The 21,214-nt window shown below is 44.9% G+C and carries 9 protein-coding genes and 1 pseudogene; 7 read left to right on the forward strand and 3 right to left on the reverse strand.

Going from position 1 to position 21,214, the window contains the following annotated elements:
• The first annotated feature begins 444 nt into the window (after positions 1 to 444).
• The 3 genes and pseudogenes from AC23P2_RS22350 to AC23P2_RS22360 all read left to right on the forward strand — a co-directional run bounded on the left by AC23P2_RS22350 (position 445) and on the right by AC23P2_RS22360 (position 12,383).
• Positions 445 to 8,991, forward strand: a complete 8,547-nt coding sequence (locus AC23P2_RS22350; RefSeq protein WP_487775265.1) for a beta strand repeat-containing protein — start codon at positions 445 to 447, stop codon at positions 8,989 to 8,991.
• A gap of 55 nt (positions 8,992 to 9,046) precedes the next feature.
• Positions 9,047 to 9,274 (forward strand): annotated as a pseudogene (locus tag AC23P2_RS22355) (T9SS type A sorting domain-containing protein); the annotation flags it as partial.
• A 97-nt stretch (positions 9,275 to 9,371) separates the two neighbouring features.
• Positions 9,372 to 12,383, forward strand: coding sequence for a hybrid sensor histidine kinase/response regulator transcription factor (locus AC23P2_RS22360; protein ID WP_487775266.1), 3,012 nt, complete (start codon positions 9,372 to 9,374; stop codon positions 12,381 to 12,383).
• 147 nt (positions 12,384 to 12,530) lie between these two features.
• Here AC23P2_RS22360 and AC23P2_RS22365 read toward each other — a convergent pair whose 3' ends face one another.
• From AC23P2_RS22365 to AC23P2_RS22375, 3 genes are all read right to left on the reverse strand, one after another.
• Positions 12,531 to 13,991, reverse strand: a complete 1,461-nt coding sequence (locus AC23P2_RS22365; RefSeq protein ID WP_487775267.1) for an ATP-binding protein — start codon at positions 13,989 to 13,991, stop codon at positions 12,531 to 12,533.
• A gap of 119 nt (positions 13,992 to 14,110) precedes the next feature.
• Positions 14,111 to 15,568 (reverse strand): aminotransferase-like domain-containing protein, encoded by a 1,458-nt coding sequence (locus AC23P2_RS22370; RefSeq protein ID WP_487775268.1) that lies wholly within the window; start codon positions 15,566 to 15,568, stop codon positions 14,111 to 14,113.
• A gap of 5 nt (positions 15,569 to 15,573) precedes the next feature.
• Positions 15,574 to 17,004, reverse strand: a complete 1,431-nt coding sequence (locus tag AC23P2_RS22375; protein ID WP_487775269.1) for an amidohydrolase — start codon at positions 17,002 to 17,004, stop codon at positions 15,574 to 15,576.
• A 102-nt stretch (positions 17,005 to 17,106) separates the two neighbouring features.
• Between AC23P2_RS22375 and AC23P2_RS22380 the strand changes: the two genes are divergently transcribed.
• The 4 genes from AC23P2_RS22380 to AC23P2_RS22395 all read left to right on the forward strand — a co-directional run bounded on the left by AC23P2_RS22380 (position 17,107) and on the right by AC23P2_RS22395 (position 21,179).
• Positions 17,107 to 17,745, forward strand: coding sequence for a pyridoxamine 5'-phosphate oxidase family protein (locus tag AC23P2_RS22380; RefSeq protein WP_487775270.1), 639 nt, complete (start codon positions 17,107 to 17,109; stop codon positions 17,743 to 17,745).
• Positions 17,742 to 18,263 carry a DinB family protein gene (locus tag AC23P2_RS22385; protein WP_487775271.1) on the forward strand — a complete coding sequence of 174 codons (522 nt, stop codon included), beginning with the start codon at positions 17,742 to 17,744 and terminating at the stop codon, positions 18,261 to 18,263. Before AC23P2_RS22380 ends, AC23P2_RS22385 begins: the two co-directional genes overlap by 4 nt.
• A gap of 369 nt (positions 18,264 to 18,632) precedes the next feature.
• Positions 18,633 to 20,261, forward strand: coding sequence for a M1 family metallopeptidase (locus AC23P2_RS22390; protein WP_487775272.1), 1,629 nt, complete (start codon positions 18,633 to 18,635; stop codon positions 20,259 to 20,261).
• 24 nt (positions 20,262 to 20,285) lie between these two features.
• Complete coding sequence (locus AC23P2_RS22395; RefSeq protein ID WP_487775273.1) at positions 20,286 to 21,179, forward strand: glycosyltransferase family 2 protein; 894 nt, start codon at positions 20,286 to 20,288, stop codon at positions 21,177 to 21,179.
• The last annotated feature ends 35 nt before the right edge of the window (positions 21,180 to 21,214 follow it).

The following is a 21,214-nucleotide window of genomic DNA, read 5'->3' on the forward strand; positions in this document are numbered from 1 at the left end:
AAAAGATTGTTCAAAATGAGGAAAAGAATCTAAAATACCTTCTGAGAGGCTAAAAATGGCCATGTTACAAGTTCAAAATGAGCAAAAGATTGTTCATTTTGAGTTAATGCCCTATGCCCAACATTCCCCACCTTTGTGTCATCCAATTGGATAAAAAACACCTAATTTTTTACGACCCATGAAATTGCTTTAATCTTTCAAAACGTATGAAAAACTCTTAATACCACTCCCCCTACATCACGGTTTGCCCTACTCTGCAAGGTCACCCAAAAAAGGTGCTCAGGCGATAGCCTTGCCCTTTCTCAATGACCTTTATTTTGAACTTTCGTGGTAGAAAGGGAAAAGGAGGAAACAGGGGATTGTTTGACGAAACATCCCCTCCTCCTTTTGAGCCACTACCCAAATTATGTTTTTCTCAATCGCTATAATTACTCTCTTCTACCCATGAAAAAGCTCTTATTTTTATTCTTGGTTTTGGTAGTCCAACAGGCAGCACTTGCGCTGAACTACACATGGAATGGCTCTGCGAACAACGCTTGGACAAACCCTTCCAACTGGACACCTAGCGCTGTCCCAAGCGCTGCTGATGCCGTCGCTATCCCCAACACGGCAACTCATCCTGTTATTAGCTCCGATGTCAGTGTTACTCTGGTACATATTTTGACAGGTGGACAACTGACCGTCAATAGCGGGGGAGTTCTCAACGTAAGTCAATTTATCTCAAATGGCTTCATTTTGGAGAATGCTGCTACCTTGATTAATAGTGGCACCATTAATTTTAACTCCACTGCGGCGAATATATACGCAATGTTAGTAAATGGAGGTGGTACTGTAACCAATACAGGAACTATCAATGTGTCAAGTGGCTTCGGAATTGCCAATGAACCTGGGGCCACATTTAACAATAACTCTTGCGGTAAAATCTTTTTTACGTCTGCCAATAACAATGACTTCCGAAACGAGGGAACATTCAACAACAATGGCTTGCTACAAGTGTATTGGTGGTTGCACAATGGGGGTACGATTACCAACAATGGGGTACTAAAGTATGAAACCCTCAACAACACTGGTACGCTTATCAACAACCGCATTCTACTTGATGACAACAAATCCCCATTTTTTACATTTGGTGCAAGTAACAACGCGACCGTCGATGGAATTTTTACCAATAGCACCGCCACTACTTCAGCAGGAACATTTACCCAAGCCTCTAATACCTTTTCCCCTTCTCTACCTGGAGGAGAACAAACCCTCTACGCCAAAATCACTCTCTCAGGAGGAATTTGTACCTTTATTGTTCCTTTTTTATACACGAATAATATTCCCGCTCCTGTTATCACAGCCAATCCTACCTCAGTAACCACTTGCGCAGGAACAGCTACTACCTTTTCAATTACTGCAACAGATGCTGCTAGTTATCAATGGCAAGTAAGCACCGACGAGGGAATGAACTGGAGCAACCTGAGTAATGCCACGCCTTATTCCAACGTAACGACCCCAACCCTAACCATTGGTGATGTTACAGGCTTAAACAATCGTCGGTATAGATGTGTGGCCACCAACAGTGGTGGAAATGCAGAGTCCGCCTCAGCAACGTTGACTGTGAGCTCGCCCGTTGCAACCCCCACAGGAACCATCACTTGGCAAGGCGCTGTCAGTACCGACTGGAATACCGCCTGCAACTGGTCGCCTGCCAGCGTACCTGACGCAGGCAACACCGTAATTATTGCGGCAGCCTCTAATCAGCCTGTGGTTACTGGAAATACAACGGTTTCCCAAATCACGCTACAGGAAAATACCAGCCTTACTGTCAATAGCGGAGCGACGCTGACTGTTACAAAAAGCAATGGTGATGGCATTATTTTCCAGAGTGGAAGTACTTTCACCAACAACGGTACGACCATCGCACAGGCCAGTTCGGGCAGTATGTACATCGCCTTTTATGCCGAAGATGCCAACAATGTGACCATCAACAACAACGGCACCATCCAAGCCCAAATCTCTTCAACGGGTTTTGCCGCATTTCAAAGTTCGATGACCGTCAATAACGCTCTTAATGCGAGTATTACTTTGGGTGGAGTTGGGGCTGGCTTTAGCACTTATACACCAACGGACAACATGGTGCTCACAAATAATGGGAGTATTACATACAATGGCCCTTATGGTATTTTCTCTGGGCTAAAAGGCACTATCACTAACAACGGCCTTATCAATTGCACCAGTGGAACGGGGACGCTTCTTTCTTCTGCCGCAACTTTTACAAATGCTGCATGTGCCCAGTTTATTATCGCAACAGGCTATTTTTATGTTGATCCACAAGTAACTGTTCAAAATTATGGTTACATGTACATTGGCGGAGAACTTAGTGGTACCACTTCAAACTTCCTCAACTATAACGTATTAAAATATGGGTCTCTCGTACTAAATAACCCTATTTATAATGCGCCAACGAGCTCTATTGTTGTTAATAACTCTGTCCCCATTTTTAGCTACAGTGGCAATCCTAACAGTAATACCAGCACAATCGCGATTTATAGAGATGCTGCGGCCAGCATTTCAGCAGGTACATTTAGTAAACCTAATTCGTTTAGTCCTTCCAATACCTTACCCGCAGGCTCACAAACGCTATACGCTAAAATAACCCCTAGTGTAGGAAGCTGTACTTTCATTGTGCCTTTTACGTATATTAACACACCATCGGTTAGGATATCTTCTTTAACTAGCTTTATTGCCGAAGATGGAGGAACCAATCTGCGATATACATTTACGCTCTCTTCGGCAGCGACAACAAGCGACCTAACCATTAATTTTAGCGTAGGAGGTACAGCAACACCTAAATACGCAGGCGACCCAGTTACATCGTCAACCGACTACCAGATAATCGGTGCAAGCACTTTTACCAGCAGCGGGGGGAGTATCGTCATTCCAAGTGGAAGCACGAGTGCTTACGTTGAGGTTGACCCCTACGTAGATAGCGAAATAGAAAGCGCCGAAACTGTCACCCTGACCGTCACGAGCGGCACAAACTATACCATTGGGACTCCAAATTCAGCAACGAGTAGTATCTTAAACGATGATCAGGTCGATATCAATGTAAAAGGGAATAATATCTCTATTGCTGATGGCAGCACTACGCCTAGTCTCACTAATTTTACAGATTTTGGAGAACAAATGGTGACTACGGGCATGATTGAGCGGACGTTTACCATCGAAAACACTGGAAGTCCCTTTTTACTTTTGACGGGCGACCCGCTGGTAGAAATTACTGGCACTCATTTCAGCGACTTTACCGTAACAACCCTGCCTGCCACTTCTATTGCTAGAGTCCTCCCTACCACTTTTGTGGTGCGATTCGTACCCAGTGGAGCGGGGCTACGTACTGCCACCATCAGCATTGCCAATAATGACTCCGACGAAAACCCCTATAATTTCGCGATTCAAGGAACGGGAATTGCCCCTGCGCCCGAAATCAACGTCAAAGGCAATAATGCGAATATCAGCAGTGGTACCAATCCACCCTCTACGACTAACGGCACTGATTTTGGGAACAAACCCCTTGGAACAGGGTCAGTATCGAAAACCTTTACCATCGAAAATCTTGGAACGAGTTCATTGACACTTTCAGGATTACCTATTGTCAATGTAACTGGAACAAATGCTGCTGAGTTTCAAGTAACAGCCCTTCCTACTGCTACTGTTGCAGCAGGAAGTTCGACCACCTTTACTATTGGATTTACACCAGGTGCGGTAGGGCTACGTACAGCTACGGTCAGCATTGCGAATGACGACAGTGACGAAAATCCATATACGTTTAACATTCAAGGAACAGGTGAATGTAATATAACCCTTACCGCTGGGACAGTGACTAACCCAACGACTTGCGGAGGTAACAACGGTAGCATCGCCTTTACCACCACCAATTTAGCCAACGGTGAATATACCTTGAATTACAAGAAAGGCACGACGGCTTTATCAACGCTTATCAACGTCTCTGACAATGCCTTTACATTGAGCAACTTAACCCAAGGCGGCTACTCAGATTTCAGTATTACTAATGCGGGTTGTACGGGCAGCGATGCTACAGCCAAAACCTTGGACGACCCACTAGCACCAACGCTCGCAGCGGGAGCAGCCACCAATCCAAGCACTTGCGGAGGAAACAACGGTAGCATTGCTTTTAGTACCACCCATTTAGGCAACGGTGAATATACCTTGAATTACAAGAAAGGCACGACGGCTTTATCAATGCTTATCAACGCCTCTGCCAATGCCTTCACCTTGAGCAACTTAACCCAAGGCGGCTACTCAGATTTCAGCATTACCAATGCGGGTTGCACAGGCAGCGATGCTACGGCCAAAACCTTAAACGACCCACTAGCACCAACGCTCACAGCGGGAGCAATCACCAACCCAAGTACTTGCGGAGGAAACAACGGTAGCATTGCTTTTACCACCACCAATTTAGCCAACGGTGAATATACCTTGAACTACAAAAAGGGCACGACGGCTTTATCAACGCTTATCAACGTCACAGCCAATGCCTTTACATTGAGCAACTTAACCCAAGGCGGCTACTCAGATTTCAGCATTACCAACGCAGGTTGCACGGGCAGTGATGCTACGGCCAAAACCCTAAACGACCCACTAGCACCAACGCTCGCAGCGGGAATAGCCACCAACCCAAGCAGTTGCGGAGGAAGCAACGGTAGCATTGCTTTTACCACCACCAATTTAGGCAACGGTGAATATACCTTGAACTACAAAAAGGGCACGACGGCTTTATCAACGCTTATCAACGTCACAGCCAATGCCTTTACATTGAGCAACTTAACCCAAGGCGGCTACTCAGATTTCAGTATTACCAACGCGGGTTGCACAGGCAGCGATGCTACGGTAAAAACCCTAAGCGACCCTCTAACGCCAACGCTCACAGCGGGAGCAGCCACAAACCCAAGCACTTGCGGAGGGAACAACGGTAGCATTGCTTTTAGTACCACCGATTTAGCCAACGGTGAATATACCTTGAATTACAAAAAGGGCACGACGGCTTTATCAATGCTTATCAACGTCTCTGCCAATGCGTTTACCTTGAGCAACTTAACCCAAGGCAGCTACTCAGATTTCAGCATTACCAATACGGGTTGTACGGGCAGCGATGCTACGGCCAAAACCTTGAACGACCCACTAGCACCAACGCTCGCAGCGGGAGCAGCGACCAACCCAAGCACTTGCGGAGGGAACAACGGTAGCATTGCTTTTACCACCAATTTGGGCAACGGCAATTATACCCTCACTTATAAAAAGGGCACAACCTCACTAACGACAAACGTCGAAATCACAGCCAATGCCTTTACCTTGAGTAACTTAACCCAAGGCAGCTACTCAGATTTCAGCATTACCAACGCGGGTTGCACAGGCAGCGATGCTACGGTGAAAACCTTAAACGACCCACTAGCGCCAACGCTCACAGCGGGAGCAGCGACCAATCCAAGTACTTGCGGAGGGAACAACGGTAGCATTGCTTTTGCCACCACCAATTTAGGCAACGGTGAATATACCTTAAACTACAAGAAAAGCACGACGGCTTTATCAACGCTTATCAACGTCTCTGCCAATGCCTTTACATTGAGCAACTTAACCCAAGGTAGCTACTCAGATTTCAGCATTACCAATGCGGGTTGTACGGGCAGCGATGCTACAGCCAAAACATTGAACGACCCTCTAGCACCAACGCTCGCAGCAGGAGCAGCGACCAACCCAAGCACTTGTGGAGGAAACAACGGTAGCATTGCTTTTAGTACCACCAATTTAACCAACGGCAATTATACCCTCACTTATAAAAAGGGCACAACCTCGCTGACGGAAAACGTAGAAATCACAGCCAATGCCTTCACCTTGAGCGGATTAACCCAAGGCGGCTACTCAGAATTCAGCATTACCAACGCGGGTTGTACGGGCAGCGATGCTACAGCCAAAACATTGAACGACCCTCTAGCACCAACGCTCACGACGGGAACAGCGACCAATCCAAGTACTTGCGGAGGGAACAACGGTAGCATTGCTTTTGCCACCACCAATTTAGGCAACGGTGAATATACCTTAAACTACAAGAAAGGCACGACGGCTTTATCAACGCTTATCAACGTCTCTGCCAATGCCTTTACCTTGAGTGGATTAACCCAAGGCAGCTACTCAGATTTCAGCATTACCAATGCGGGTTGCACAGGCAGCGATGCTACGGCCAAAACCTTAAACGACCCACTAGCACCAACGCTCACGGCAGGAGCAGCGACCAACCCAAGCACTTGCGGAGGAAACAACGGTAGCATTGCTTTTACCACCACCAATTTAGGCAACGGTGAATATACCTTGAACTACAAGAAAGGCACAACGGCTTTATCAACACTTATCAACGTCTCTGCCAATGCGTTTACGTTGAGCAGCTTAACCCAAGGCAGTTACTCAGATTTCAGCATTACCAACGCGGGTTGTACGGGCAGCGATGCTACGGCCAAAACCTTAAACGACCCATCAGCGCCAACGCTCACAGCGGGAGCAGCGACCAACCCAAGCACTTGCGGAGGAAACAACGGTAGCATTGCCTTTACCACCACCAATTTAGCCAACGGTGAATATACGTTGAATTACAAAAAGGGCACGACGGCTTTATCAATGCTTATCAACGTCTCCGCCAATGCCTTCACCTTGAGCAACTTAACCCAAGGCGGCTACTCAGATTTCAGCATTACCAATGCGGGTTGCACAGACAGCGATGCTACGGTGAAAACCTTGAACGACCCTCTAGCGCCAACGCTCACAGCAGGAACAATCACCAACCCAAGCACTTGTGGAGGAAACAACGGTAGCATTGCCTTTGCCACCACCAATTTAGCCAACGGTGAATATACCTTGAATTACAAAAAGGGCACGACGACTTTATCAACGCTTATCAACGTCTCTGCCAATGCGTTTACGTTGAGCAGCTTAACCCAAGGCAGCTACTCAGATTTCAGCATTACCAATGCGGGTTGCACAGACAGCGATGCTACGGTGAAAACCTTGAACGACCCTCTAGCGCCAACGCTCACAGCAGGAACAATCACCAACCCAAGCACTTGTGGAGGAAACAACGGTAGCATTGCCTTTGCCACCACCAATTTAGCCAACGGTGAATATACCTTGAATTACAAAAAGGGCACGACGACTTTATCAACGCTTATCAACGTCTCTGCCAATGCGTTTACGTTGAGCAGCTTAACCCAAGGCAGCTACTCAGATTTCAGCATTACCAATGCGGGTTGCACAGACAGCGATGCTACGGTGAAAATGATTACCGCTTCAACAGCTCCGATGGCATTCAACGTCACGGGCGGTGGTGTGTATTGTGTTGATGGTGCAGGGGTTAGTGTAGGATTGAGTGGTTCGGAAATGGGTATCAACTACCAGCTCAAAAAAGACGGCAACAATACGGGTAGCATCGTAGCAGGAACAGGCACTACACTAAGTTTTGGAACGCAAGTAGCAGGGGTTTACACAGTAGAAGCTACTCATAGCTCAGGAAATTGTAGTGCTACTATGACGGGTAGCGTAACAGTAGTTGTTCAAACCAAACCAACGATTACACTTTCTATTTTACAACAAACGCTTAACGAAGGCAACAATCCCGTTCTTTGCGACACGGATGCGAATTCTGTTAACAGTTTACAGTTTAATGTTCTAGGTTCGTGTGTTTCTGGTTCGCCTGTTTGGCGAGTACAAGTGGGCAGCGGTGCATGGAGTGCGTGGTCGGCAACTGCACCAATTAACCAACCTTCCAATAAGCAAGTCCACCGTTACCAAGCAGCTTGTGATGCGAGTTGTGAATCAAATTACTCGGGCGTGATTACCTTGACGATTGGTGTGCCTCCTGTGCCTCCCCAACAAGTAACTGTGAGTAAAACGACGGGTTGTCCAGGTGAAACCGTGACACTCTCCGCTCATTGTGGAGCTCATACCATACGGTGGTATTCATCAGATTCACCTAATTTCCCCCTTCCAAGCTCTACCATAACCATTACGCGCGAGATGCCTAGTTACTGGGTGAGTTGTGTAAGTTCACTTGGTTGTGAGAGTGTTAAAGTAGCAGCACCATCGATTGTTGCCAAGCCCTCCGCAGCGCCATTTGGTATCACAGGGGGAGGCTATCTGGGCTGTAATAACGTTTCTGCTATTTTAACCTCTGGTTCAGAATTGAACACCTTGTACCAGTTGTACTACAATTCGTTGGGGACTAGCCAGCAGGTGAATGGAAATGGAGGCGTTTTAAGTTTTGGTATTCCGAGTTTTGGGGGCACTTATCGTGTGATCGCCAAGGATAAGACGAGTGGATGTATTACGGAGTCGAGTGGAGAAGTGGTTTACTACAATGTTAGCAAGCCGAGCAAGTTTCAAGTGACGGGTGGGGGCAGTTTGTGTGGAAGCGGAAGTGTTTCTTTGGGGTTATCCAGTTCCCAAGTAGGTGTTAATTACCAGTTGAAGCGCAATGGAGGGTTATATGGTAGCAATGTATTATCAGGGACAGGTCAGAAGTTGAGTTTTGGTTCGACGCTTGAAACGGGGACATACACAGTAGAAGGCACATCGTCCTCGGGCTGTGTTTTGACGATGCAGAATGGGGTATTGGTGACGAATTTTCCGTGTGGTCTCCGAGTTGGGGTAGATGATTTGTTTGGGATATCTGTTGATTCATCTATTGACTCTTGGGTGAGTATCTTGGGTAATCCAGTGGGTAGTATTTTGTCGTTACGTTTCAACCAGTCGATTAATGGAGAGGTTATGGTGGTGTTGGTTGGGTTGAGAGGTGAGGAGTTGTATCGGCGTTCATTGTTTGATTTGGAATCTGGTCATGTGGAGAGTATTTCAATGGAAGGCTATGTAGCGGGGAGTTATGTATTACGAGTTTTATGTTCTGATCATAGGCAAGATTTCAAGATTAGTAAATTGGGTAGATAGTCAGAATGGGGTAGATTAAGTAGTAGATAACAGTTTTCCTGAAGTTCTCCCCAACCCAATTACCAACATTCTCCGCCTGCAAGTGCAAGACAGCAAGGGGCAAGTTGTGCAAACTACGTTATTGGATGCTGCGGGTCGGGAAGTGTTACGTCGCCAATTTGTGCCTGAAACCGACACGCACCAAGAAGAGTTTGGCGTAAGTGAATTGCCGGCTGGAATGTATTTCTTGAAAGTATCCAACTCAACTACATCAACTACCTTGAAAGTGATCAAAGTACAATAAATAATCAATTAGGGTTGTTTGTCAATGACGAGCAGCCCTAATTTTTCCCCATTCACACTACGTTTGGTATCTTTTTTGGAAGGTTACGTCCCATACATTGAAAAAAGATGTATTTTTACTCAACAACCTTCAAAACCGTCAAATGCGTAGTTATTCTCCACGAGCTTACCACAAGTTTTGGATAATTCTTCCACTTTTTCTAATACTGGTTTTCGCTACATTTACACCTGTAAAGGCTCAAAGCCCTGAGGTAGTTTCGTTTTTAAAGCTAAAAGACCTAGCTCGATTGGATAGCCTAGAGATGCACTTTATTTGGGCTAGTGAAAAACGAGATAGTGTTTCGAAGGCCACCGATTTGAAGTTTCTTGAGAATCATGCTGACAAAACACAAGACAAACTCTTACGTATTTTTAACAATTATGTAAAAGCCAGGTATTTCTCTTCTAAGCTAGTACCCAAAAATAGTTCTAAGTACTTAGAACTGAAAAAATCGCTGGAGGAACTACTAAAAATGCCGCAAACCCCCGAAACCGAACGAGTTAGGGCTTATGTGGAATTTGCAATGGCTTTGCTTCTGTACGACCAACGTGCCAATTCAATTACACTCGTCAATCATTTTCTTACAGCGGATTTACTTTTTCGAAAAATAGGCTACGACCATGTCTTGTTGGCAGACCACAAGCTCAACCGCCTTGGGACTTATTATATGAACCAAGTGTCTGATTTTAAGACGGCTATCAAGTATTTTAGAGAGGGCGAGCGCTACTTATCCAAAGAGCCCTTTGATCACTACCGTATTGACTTTTATAAAAATTATGCCAATTGCTTGGTCTATCTAAACCAATACACGCAAGCCATTAAATACAACAAATTGGCGATTGCTCAAGTCCGACTAAAAAAAGATAGCTTAAAAATAGGCACTATCAACGGCAACATTGGGGAGATTATCCTCAACCACTACCCTAACCCTGCCCAATCAGAACCTTATTTTAAGCAAGAGCTTATCTATCGGCAACGTTACAAACCTAAAGGGCTCGGGGACATTGCCAAAGTTTATGGGAATTTGTGCCAAGTGTCGGGGGTAAAAGGAAACAGAACAGAGGTCGTGCAGTATTTTCAGAAGGCAGTTGTCACGCTAAACGCTGACCCAGATAAGCGGGATTACCACGCGCTGTTAGCGGTATTATACAAAAATCGCATGATTGCCGATTCACTAATCGGTGATTTTAAAAACGCTTATTTGCACCGAAAAGGATATTATGAAGAATTGATTATCAGCAACGAACAAGAAATAAAAGCCATTACCTCAGAAGCGTCGGTGCGGTTTGACGTAGAAAAAAATAAACTTCAAGCTGAACTTGCCAATGAGCAAGCCCAAAATTCGCGTTTTTGGGTAGTTGCCGTTTCGTTGGTGCTTATTATCGTTCTATTTGGAGCTTACTTTGTTTATTACCGCCAAAAAACGCGACGGGAGGAATTAATGCAACGACTGTCTTTTGAGAAAAAAGAAGCAGAACGATTAGTAGCACTGGATGAAATTAAAACCAGGTTTTTTACCAACATCTCCCACGAGTTCCGAACGCCCTTGACCCTGCTTGTGGGTCCACTGGCTGAGCTAGGAAAAAAGTACCCTGCGGAAAGCATGATTCCTGTCATGCAACGAAACCTGTCTCGACTCCAAAATCTTATCAATCAACTCCTTGACCTTTCAAAGCTAGAAGTTGGAAAGTTAGAGCCCATCATTCAGTATGCCGACGTAGCCCATTTTTTACGCTACCAGTTTGCGTCGTTTGAGTCACTTGCGCAAAGCAAACAAATCATCTTTGAACGTACCCAGAGTCATCAGAAGTGCTTGGCCTATTTTGATGAAGATAAACTGGAAAAAATCGTCACTAACCTACTTTCTAACGCCTTTAAGTTTACCAATGAAAATGGTCGGGTCATTGTCAATGTTCAATACGCTACTCCCCAAGAGGGAACGACTGAGAAAGGGACGCTCCTTACACTGACCGTGGCTGACAACGGAATTGGTATTGACCCCGAACGGCTTCCTCGAATTTTTGACCGATTTTACCAAGTCGATGATAGTCAACGTCGGCATTACGAAGGAACAGGTATTGGATTGGCCTTGGTCAAAGAGTTAGTTTTGGCACTTAAAGGAACCATCGACGTCACAAGTAAGCCCGAAAAAGGCACAACTTTTATCATTACTCTCCCCTGCAATGAAGCAAACTGGGGTGCATACGTACAGCCAAACAAACCTACACAAGCACACTCAGATTCGCCCTCGAATTTGGACAAGCCTGCTTTCATTGACTCTTCTATTAACGAGAAAAATGACGAAGCCCCACTGCTACTCATTGTAGAAGACAACCCCGATTTGCGAAACTACATCCGAAGTATTTTTGGAAATACCTACCGCATCGAAGAAGCACAAGACGGCCAAATTGGTCTTCAAAGAGCGATTGAATTGATTCCAGATGTGGTCATTTGTGATGTTATGATGCCAAGGCTCGATGGATTTGGATTTTGTAAAGCCCTTAAAACTGACATCCGTACCAATCATATTCCCGTCGTGATGCTCACTGCCAAAGCAACCCTCAGCGACCGACTGGAAGGGCTTGAAACAGGAGCTGATGATTATTTATCAAAACCGTTTCACACGGAAGAGTTACAGATACGGGTAAAAAATTTGCTCTTTAAGCAACAATTATTGCAACAAAAATACGCCAACAACGTCACAGTCGCCTTGCCAGCAGCACCTGTGGAAGTAGAAAGTGTGTCGGTCTCACCCATCAATGAGTTATTTTTACAAAAAATCGAGCAAGTTTTGGCTCAAAAATATTCCGAAAGCAGCTTTGATGTGGAGCAGTTTGCGGAGGCGATGGATTTGACATCGGTCCAACTTCGTCGTAAATTAAGAGCACTCACCAACCAAACCGTAACCGAATACGTCCGAAATTACCGCCTCCAATTGGCCTCACAGATGCTCCGAGACAAAATAGGAACCGTGTCAGAAGTGGCTTATAAAGTAGGTTTTGAGAGTCTGCCCTATTTCACAAAGGTCTTTACTGAACGATTTGGCATTTTGCCCAGTGAATATGCGTAGTATTTTTCGATAAAGCCGCCACCAAACCAAGCAATACCAGCTACGTCAAATGCCATTTCCTTTTTCCAATTAAGCAAAAAATCCCTAATTTTCAGACAGTTAACAAAAAATACTACTTTTTAATTAAGCAAAACATATTCACTTTTACTAAACCCAATAAGGAATATATTCTGCAAATTTGGTAGAGATATTATGAATATCTTTTACTTTAATTTTACCTTGTTCTATTGCGTCTTTTATTACAAGAGATACTTGTGGTCTTTGCTTTTCGTTCATTTTAAAACGTTCTCTCAAACTGGTATTAGTCATACCACCACTAGAAAAATACTTGATAACACTATGCTGATAACACGCTTCAATTCGTTCTTTAGGCGTCATTTCAGCAAACGTCTTAGGACTATAAATAGTCACCCTGAATGAATTTTCTAACTCCTCGAACTTCAAGGGAGGCAGCCCATACAATTCTATAGCAAGAACCGCCTTTTCCAATCCACTTCCGCGTTCTTCACAAATTTTGTACCTCCGAAAAGCTGATGCCAAAATTTCATTCCGTGATTCAGGAGTGGTTCCAATCAGTCTATCTATTTTTTTTGTAGGTAACAGCTTTCCTGGATTTGATATTTCAATTCGATCATCGAATATCTCAATCATTGGACCAGCTCCCCTTATTGTAAAATCTTGATGAATTATTGCGTTAGCTATAACCTCTCGAAGTGCTATTTTAGGATATACGGTAGCATCTTCTCTAAGTGCATTTTTTATAATTTCGCTTTTGGGGAGTACGGCATCTAAAAAACCTAGTAAACCCTCAAAACCAATCGCGTATCCTTTTGTTCCTGGGAACTCTCTCTCTGTTTCCTTTTTATTTAGCCCTTTATATTTAATTACACGTATTACTTTTCTGTTAAGGGAATCAAAATCTTGCAAACGATAGGCTGCTGCCAAAGCGCCAAAATTTGTAATGTAGTAACCCAAATTCATCGGCTTTATCATCTTTTCATCCTGCATCCAAATCACAACTTCTTCGCTTGACTGTGGGATAGGTTTTTCAAGAAGTTTATAAATAGTTCTAAAATCAAGAGCGTCTAAAATTTCTGGTGTAGATTTCAGCATTGAAGCGTGTAATTCTTCAAAATGTGGACTTTGGCTATTTAACATCAAACCTCCAATCTCTTGACGAGATGCCTTTCTGGTCGTACCTCCGCTTCTGATATAAGCGTCTTCTAATGTCCCACTCGCCAAGTGAACTGGTTTAACAGCACTTTCACTAACATAGACCAACAACAAAGGTATATTCTTATACTCTTCGATGGCATGATCCATTCGTATAACAGGATTGAGAGAATCCCTGCATATACTACTTAATTTTTGAATGATTGCTTCTGCACTTTGTTGAGTCACTCCAACCAAATTTGCTGTTTTATCCTCCAATCCAAAAACCATGTACCCTCCCCCTGGCTGATTTGCAAAGGCAGAAAGATGTTGGCTGAGTTTTTTATTGTTAGGTGATAAATTTTCTTTCCAATCCAATTCGTTTATTTCATGAGGCATAGGATTAAGAGTATATTCCAATAGTTCAAATGCCTTTGTTATCCAATTTTTCATCATTGTCTTTTTTCTAATTAAGCAAAAATTCATTGACTATCAACGCTTTAACAATAAAAATCTTATTTCAATTAAGCAAAATACAAGTACTCTTACGTAATGTACGATACATCAATAAAAAGTCACATATTTCGTTTCATCACCTCCACGCACCTCACCAATTCCTCCTCATTAGACGAGGCAAACCCCAAACGCGTCCCGTTGAGGGTCGGATGCAGATGTTTACCATTGGAAAAAAACAGGTCGTGTTTGAGACAGCGTTCGGTGAGTTGTTCTATATCAATGCTTTTATCAAACAATGCCCAAATCGCCATGCCTCCGTCGGGAAGTTGAAACTGTATATGTTCGCGCAGCTCGTTTTGAAGTAACTCCGCAAAAACGTCCCGCCGTTTGCGGTATTCTTTCAACGATTTACGAAGGTGCCGTTCGATAACGCCCATCTGTAAAAGCTCAGCAACCGTATTTTCTAGCATCAAATCGCCCTGTCGGTCGATAATCCTCCGTAGTCGTGCCAAATGCGTGATTACATCTTCAGGCCCCACCAAATACCCCACCCGAAACGCAGGCGAAATGGCTTTGGTAAACGACCCACAATAGAGTACCATGCCCGCACGGTCGGCGCTCGCCAGCGGCAACAACGGCTTGCTCAAATAGTGAAAATCGTAGTCATAATCGTCTTCAAAGATGATAAAGCCGTATTTTTCCGCCAATTTCAACAAATTCAGTCGGCGGTCAGCACGTAGGGTGACGGTAGTCGGATAGTCGTGGTGAGAAGTAACATACACAAAACGAACGGTTTTTCGTTGGCACAGTTTTTCTAATTCTTCTACAACCAAACCGTATTCGTCCACTTCAATGGGCTCAATTTGTGCCCCAGCTTGCACAAAATTAGTTGTAGCCGTTCCCCAACTCATCTTGCCCGTCACGACCACATCGCCGCGTTGTACCAAGCCAGCACTTGCCAAGTGGATTCCCATTACCGTTCCTCTCGTAATCAGGATATTTTCGGGGGTAATTTTAAGCCCGCGAGTTTCGTTTAAATAAATCGAAAGTTCTTGTCGCAACCAAGCTGAGCCTTTGGTATCACCATAGCCTAACTTCACATACTGATTCCCCAACAACAATTGGCTGCGATACACGCGGCTTAATTCGGCAAGCGGTGCCAGCCGTGGGTCAGGAAAACCATCATCTAGGTGCAAGGCATAACTCGACGTCAGTACGTCACGACGCAAATGTTGTGGCTCCGCAAAAGCGAACCCCGCTTTTTTGGCAGGGTTCACCTTTTCAACCGTTCGTTTACTCAGTTTTTGGGGTTCTACTTCGGGCAACGTTTCAGCTACGTAGGTGCCGCTGCCCGTCTTACTTTCTAGCCAACCTTGCACCAACAATTCATCGTAGGCTTGCACGACCGTTTTGCGGTGAATATCCAGCAGTTCGGCCAATGAGCGAGTACCAATCAATTTTTGTCCTGCGCGCAACTCCCCCGTCCGAATCAACTGAATCAATTGATTGGCCAATTGCAAATACGCAGGCTGCTTGGCGTTTTTGTCGATGGATAGTTGTAACTGATAAGCAAGCATCGTGGTTAGTCTCTATAATTAAGGGCTGGTTTTCGATCCCCTACCAAAGCTTTGTAGGTAAAATCAGACCCACGGCGTTTGTCAAATTCGGCTTTGGCTTCAGAAATGATTTTTTCGTTTTGGAACAAATCAATGGCTGTCGTTGCCAATGCTTTCGCAGCAATCACCATTCCTTTTCGGCCAATACTCGTGCCGCCCGCTGCCACGGCTTGCCAACTATGGGCAGGCGTACCTGGCACCCACGTAGCCGTGCGTAACCCAACGGTTGGCACCGCCCAGCTCACATCACCCACGTCTGTCGAAGCGCTACTTAATCCTTCATTTGCCAATGGTTCAATGGTTTCAACCGAACTCAATTCACGAATGCCCATGCCTTGGGTTTTGCTGAGTTCTTCGGCATATTTTAGTTCTTCTGGCGTATATTTCATTCCTCCAATGCCCTTCAAATTTTCGTGCATCAACTGCGACAATACATCGTTGGGCAAAATTTCGTGTACACCGCCAATGATTTCTTCCTCTACCGTTGTGCCCGTTGCCAATGCCGCGCCTTGCGCCGCTTTTTGTACGCGCTCCCAAATCGAGGCCACGTATTGGCGACTTGGATGACGAACGTAGTAATACACTTCGGCAAAATCAGGAACAACATTTGGCGCTTTGCCTCCATTGGTAATCACATAGTGAATTCGAGTGGCCGAAGGAATATGTTCACGCATCATATTGACGGCATAATTCATTACCTCCACGCCATCCAAGGCCGAACGCCCTCGATCTGGTGCAGCCGCAGCGTGCGAAGAAATGCCTCTGAAACGAAATTTGGCCGATTTATTGGCCAACGACGACGACGAACTTGCGCTATTGCTGTCGCCTGGGTGCCAGTGTAGCACCACATCCACGTCTTTAAACAAGCCATCGCGCACCATATATACTTTTCCTGACCCACCTTCTTCCGCAGGTGTACCGTAAAAACGAATCGTTCCTTTGTGTCCTGATTGAACCAGCCAATTTTTAATGGCAACCACTGACGCCAACGACCCTACGCCAAACAAGTGGTGACCACAGGCATGACCAGCAATACCGCCGATTGATTTTTTGACAGGGATAGAGTCTTGCGAAAGCCCAGGGAGCGCATCAAATTCCCCCAAGATGCCAATCACAGGTTTGCCTTCCCCAAAACTAGCTACAAAGGCCGTGGGCATATCTGCCACTGCCGATTGCACCTTAAAGCCTTCTTTGCGGAGCTGATCTTGCAAGATGGCTGAGCTTCTAACTTCTTGGTAGCCGACCTCCGCCAATGTCCAGATTTGCTTTGAAAGAACTCCGTACTGCTTTTCTTTTTGGTCAATCTCTTTGATAACACTTTCGTGGGTTTTGTTGGGGGCTTGGGCAAAAGCCGTACTCATTCCCGCTAAAAACACCCATAGGTTTTTGGTTCTCATCGTTTGTTTAGGTTAAAAAGTGGACTACTTACTTTATTAAAAGTGGATACGTATAGCAATCCAGTAAAGATATACTTTTGTCAAAAAAAAACCAATCAACCCATGCAGCCAACTCCACGCACCACCCCGAGTCGTTTGGCCAAACGCGCTCAGTACGACGAAGAAACCGTTTATTCGATTTTGGACGAATCGATGTTTTGTACCGTAAGTTTTACCATTGATGGCCAGCCTTTTGCCCTCCCCACGGCATTTGCCCGCTACGAAGACCGTATTTACCTTCATGGGTCGGTCGGTAGCCATTTTATTCGTGAACTCGAAAAAGGAATTCCCGTTTGTATTTCGGTTATGTTGACGGATGCTTTGGTGGTGGCCAAATCAGCCTTTCATCATTCGGTCAATTATCGTTCGGTAGTTATTTTTTCCAACGCCGAAAAAGTAGAAGATTCTACCCTTAAATGGGACGCACTCCGCTGGATTACGGAGAAAATCGTCCCTAATAGTTGGGACTATCTGCGTCCCATGACGGAGAGCGAAGTGCGCAAAACAACAGTTTTGTCATTCCCCATCGTAGAAGCTTCGGCCAAGTCGCGTACAGGAATGCCCAAAGATGACGAGGAAGACCAAGAACTGCCAATTTGGTCGGGGCTGATTCCTCTTCGTACCATTCGTGAAATTCCTGTGGGGGATGAATTCAGTAAAAATGTATCTTTACCCGAACATTTAACTCACCTACCTTCATGAAACGTTCCGACATCCAACACATGCCTCAGTATTTTGACCGTTACATTTTACTGGTTGACGACATTGACATTATCGACGGCCTGGAGGCAACAGCTCGCCTTTATCACACGCCCGAAATCAAAGAAAAACTGGAAGCACTTGGCGACCAAGTCTATGCGCCAGGCAAGTGGACTGCCAAGGATATCATTCAACATTTGATTGATAATGAGCGCATTATGTCTTATCGAGCCATGCGTTTTGCCCGAAACGACAAAACCAGCCTGCCAGGCTATGATGAGGAGTTATTTGGAGCTAATACCACCGCCAACCAACGTACATTGGATGATTTGTTGGACGAATTTGCCGTAGTTCGTCAATCCACCATAGCGCTTTTTAAAAGTTTCAACGACGAAATGTTCCATCGTTCGGGAGTTAGTTTTAACCAGCAAATTTCTCCCTTAGCTTTAGGCTTTGTGTTGATTGGCCATCCCATTCACCACTTACGGGTGTTACAAGAGCGTTATTTCCCTTTGATTTAAGCCTAATTTGATTCACGACTTTTCTGTTTTCAATAAAATTCGGGCAAGTTAAAGGCATAAAAAAAGTAGCCTCTGGAGCAATCAATAGCCACTCTATATTTTAATGCGTTCAACCTGAAATTCGGGAGGCTTTTCCACTTAGACACTTTTTTTTAAAAACTTTGAAAAAAAATAAAAAAAAATTGTGACCTTGTATTCGACCTATAGTCTAAGCTATAGAGTTTTTCATAACGTTGAGTAAAGGTTAAAAATCCGAGTGGGCTTCCCGCTCGGATTTTTTTTTGCCCTACAAACTGGTATTATTGCTTTATCAAAAGCATTTTTCATCCCAAACTGGATTCCCAAGCAAACTACAAGCACTCTTCTACTATGAAAATTTTTCGTCTAGCTCTGCTATTTTCGATTGTTCACTTCACCCTTTTCGCCCAAAAATACACTTTTACGCACGACGATACACTGCGGGGTAGTATTACCAAAGAACGTGCTTGGTGGGATTTGCAGTTTTATCACCTCAACACCCGCATTAACCCTACTGATAGTACCATTGGCGGCCATGTTGTTGTCCGTTATAAAGTATTACAGCCCGCCCAAGTGCTTCAAATTGATCTCCAACGCCCTCTGACTATTTCCAAAATTACCCAAGATGGCCAAGAACTTTCGTTCAGACGCGACGGTGACGCTTTTTTTGTTTCATTGGTCAAACCCCAAAGAACCAATGCACAAGAAGAAATCACAGTGCATTATGGTGGCCGACCTCGCATCGCGAAACGCGCTCCGTGGGATGGTGGTTTTTCTTGGAAACGTGACCAAAACGGGCAGCCTTTTGTCGCTACTTCTTGTCAAGGTTTAGGTGCCAGTGTGTGGTGGCCATGCAAAGACCACATGTACGATGAGCCCGACAGCATGAAAATCAGCATTACTGTGCCGCCAGGTTTGACGGATGTTTCCAACGGACGTTTAAGTAGTATTTCTAATAACGCCGACGGGTGGCGTACTTTTCATTGGTATGTTCAAAATCCTATCAATAACTACGGCGTAAACGTAAACATCGGCAACTACGTCAGCTGGACCGAAACCTTTGAAGGCGAAAAAGGCAAGCTCGATCTGTCGTTTTATGCACTACCTGAAAACGCAGAAAAAGCCAAAGTACAGTTTCAACAAGTCAGACCCATGCTCAAAGCCTTCGAACATTGGTTTGGGCCGTATCCCTTTTACGAAGATGGATTTAAGTTGGTAGAAGTCCCCTATTTGGGCATGGAACACCAAAGCTCAGTGACGTACGGCAACGGCTACCAAAACGGCTACCTTGGCCGCGACCTTTCGGCTACGGGTTGGGGATTAAAGTGGGACTTTATCATCATTCACGAGTCGGGGCACGAATGGTTTGCCAATAATATTACCTACAAAGACGTTGCCGACATGTGGATTCATGAAAGTTTTACAAATTATTCAGAAAACTTATACACTGAATATCACCACGGTAAGCAAGCAGGAGCAGAATATGTGATTGGTTGTCGAAAATTAATTCGCAACGACAAACCGATTATCGGCGTATATGGTGTTAATCACAGTGGCTCGGGCGATATGTACTACAAAGGTGGAAACATGCTCCATACCATTCGACAAATTGTGAACGACGACGAGAAGTGGCGCGGCATCTTGCGCGGATTGAATAAGACGTTTTACCACCAGACCGTTACGTCACCACAAATTGAAGATTATATGAGCGCACAAGCGGGAATAAACCTGTCAAAAGTGTTTGACCAGTACCTCCGCGATGTCCGCATTCCAACATTAGAGTACAAACTCGAAGGTAAACAGCTTTCGTATCGCTGGAGCAATTGCGTAACAGGTTTTGAGATGCCAATAAAGTTAAAAATTGGCGACAATTGGAAGACACTACAGCCGACTTCTGATTGGAAAACACTCAAAGCCTCTAAGGCAAGCGCTGTGATGATAGACCCTAATTTTTATGTAGAAATAAAAAAATTAGAATAAATCATTACACCATTCTTACGACGTATGCACATCCATTATGAACAACACTCGGATGGAGAAAAACCACTTTTCTCCATCCTCATTCCTACCTGGAATAATCTTTCACTGGTCAAACTTTGCGTTGAGAGCATCCGCAAAAACTCTACTTACAACCACCAGATTATTCTCCACATCAACGACGGCTCCGATGGCACTCTAGCCTGGGCCAAACAACAACAACTTGACTTCACCCAAACGGCCGAAAATGTTGGAATTTGCGTTGCTTGCAATGCTGCGTTCACGCTTTCCAAAGCGGATTACATCGTTTATATCAACGACGATATGTACGTGTGCCCCGAATGGGACAAGCGCCTTTTTAGGGCCGTTACTGATTACGGAAGGGACGATTTTTACTTTTCATCGACCATGATTGAACGGGTAGCAGCCAACAGCGGCAACGTCTCGTCGCCGCACAACTATGGTGATAGCGTCGAAAATTTCAAGGAAGAACAACTGCTGAAAGAATGGTCGAGCTTGATGATTCCCGACTGGCAGGGTGCCAATTACCCGCCAAGCATCATGCACCGACGGATGTGGAATTTGATTGGCGGCTTCAGCGTCGAATTTAGTCCTGGAATGTATTCTGACCCAGATATTTGTAGAAAACTGTGGGCCGTGGGCGTTCGTAACTTTAGAGGAATTGGCGATAGCCTCGTGTATCACTTTATGTCGAAGAGCGTTTCACGCATCAAAAAGAACGACGGTAGTAAGCAGTTTTATCAAAAGTGGCGAATTTCAGCCCGTACCTTTTTTGATTATTACCTTCAATTTCAAAGGTCAACCCAAAACGCTTATTACAAAGGGATTCTGAATGAACCCGCCGAAAGTACCGCGCTTCGTTTCAAACGTACCCGCGACAAAATAAAGTACTGGTTTTAAGTGCCACTGTGCATCGGGGTATGAGTACCCCGACG

It is taken from the genome of Runella sp. R0.1_18 (assembly GCF_057652155.1).

What these genes read in the sequence shown, in the direction of transcription:
- AC23P2_RS22370 (WP_487775268.1), bottom strand. Translation starts at nt 15,568, where the DNA reads ATGCTTGCTTATCAGTTACAACTATCCATCGACAAAAACGCCAAGCAG.
- AC23P2_RS22365 (WP_487775267.1), bottom strand. Translation starts at nt 13,991, where the DNA reads ATGATGAAAAATTGGATAACAAAGGCATTTGAACTATTGGAATATACT.
- AC23P2_RS22390 (WP_487775272.1), top strand. Translation starts at nt 18,633, where the DNA reads ATGAAAATTTTTCGTCTAGCTCTGCTATTTTCGATTGTTCACTTCACC.
- AC23P2_RS22395 (WP_487775273.1), top strand. Translation starts at nt 20,286, where the DNA reads ATGCACATCCATTATGAACAACACTCGGATGGAGAAAAACCACTTTTC.
- AC23P2_RS22385 (WP_487775271.1), top strand. Translation starts at nt 17,742, where the DNA reads ATGAAACGTTCCGACATCCAACACATGCCTCAGTATTTTGACCGTTAC.
- AC23P2_RS22380 (WP_487775270.1), top strand. Translation starts at nt 17,107, where the DNA reads ATGCAGCCAACTCCACGCACCACCCCGAGTCGTTTGGCCAAACGCGCT.
- AC23P2_RS22350 (WP_487775265.1), top strand. Translation starts at nt 445, where the DNA reads ATGAAAAAGCTCTTATTTTTATTCTTGGTTTTGGTAGTCCAACAGGCA.
- AC23P2_RS22375 (WP_487775269.1), bottom strand. Translation starts at nt 17,004, where the DNA reads ATGAGAACCAAAAACCTATGGGTGTTTTTAGCGGGAATGAGTACGGCT.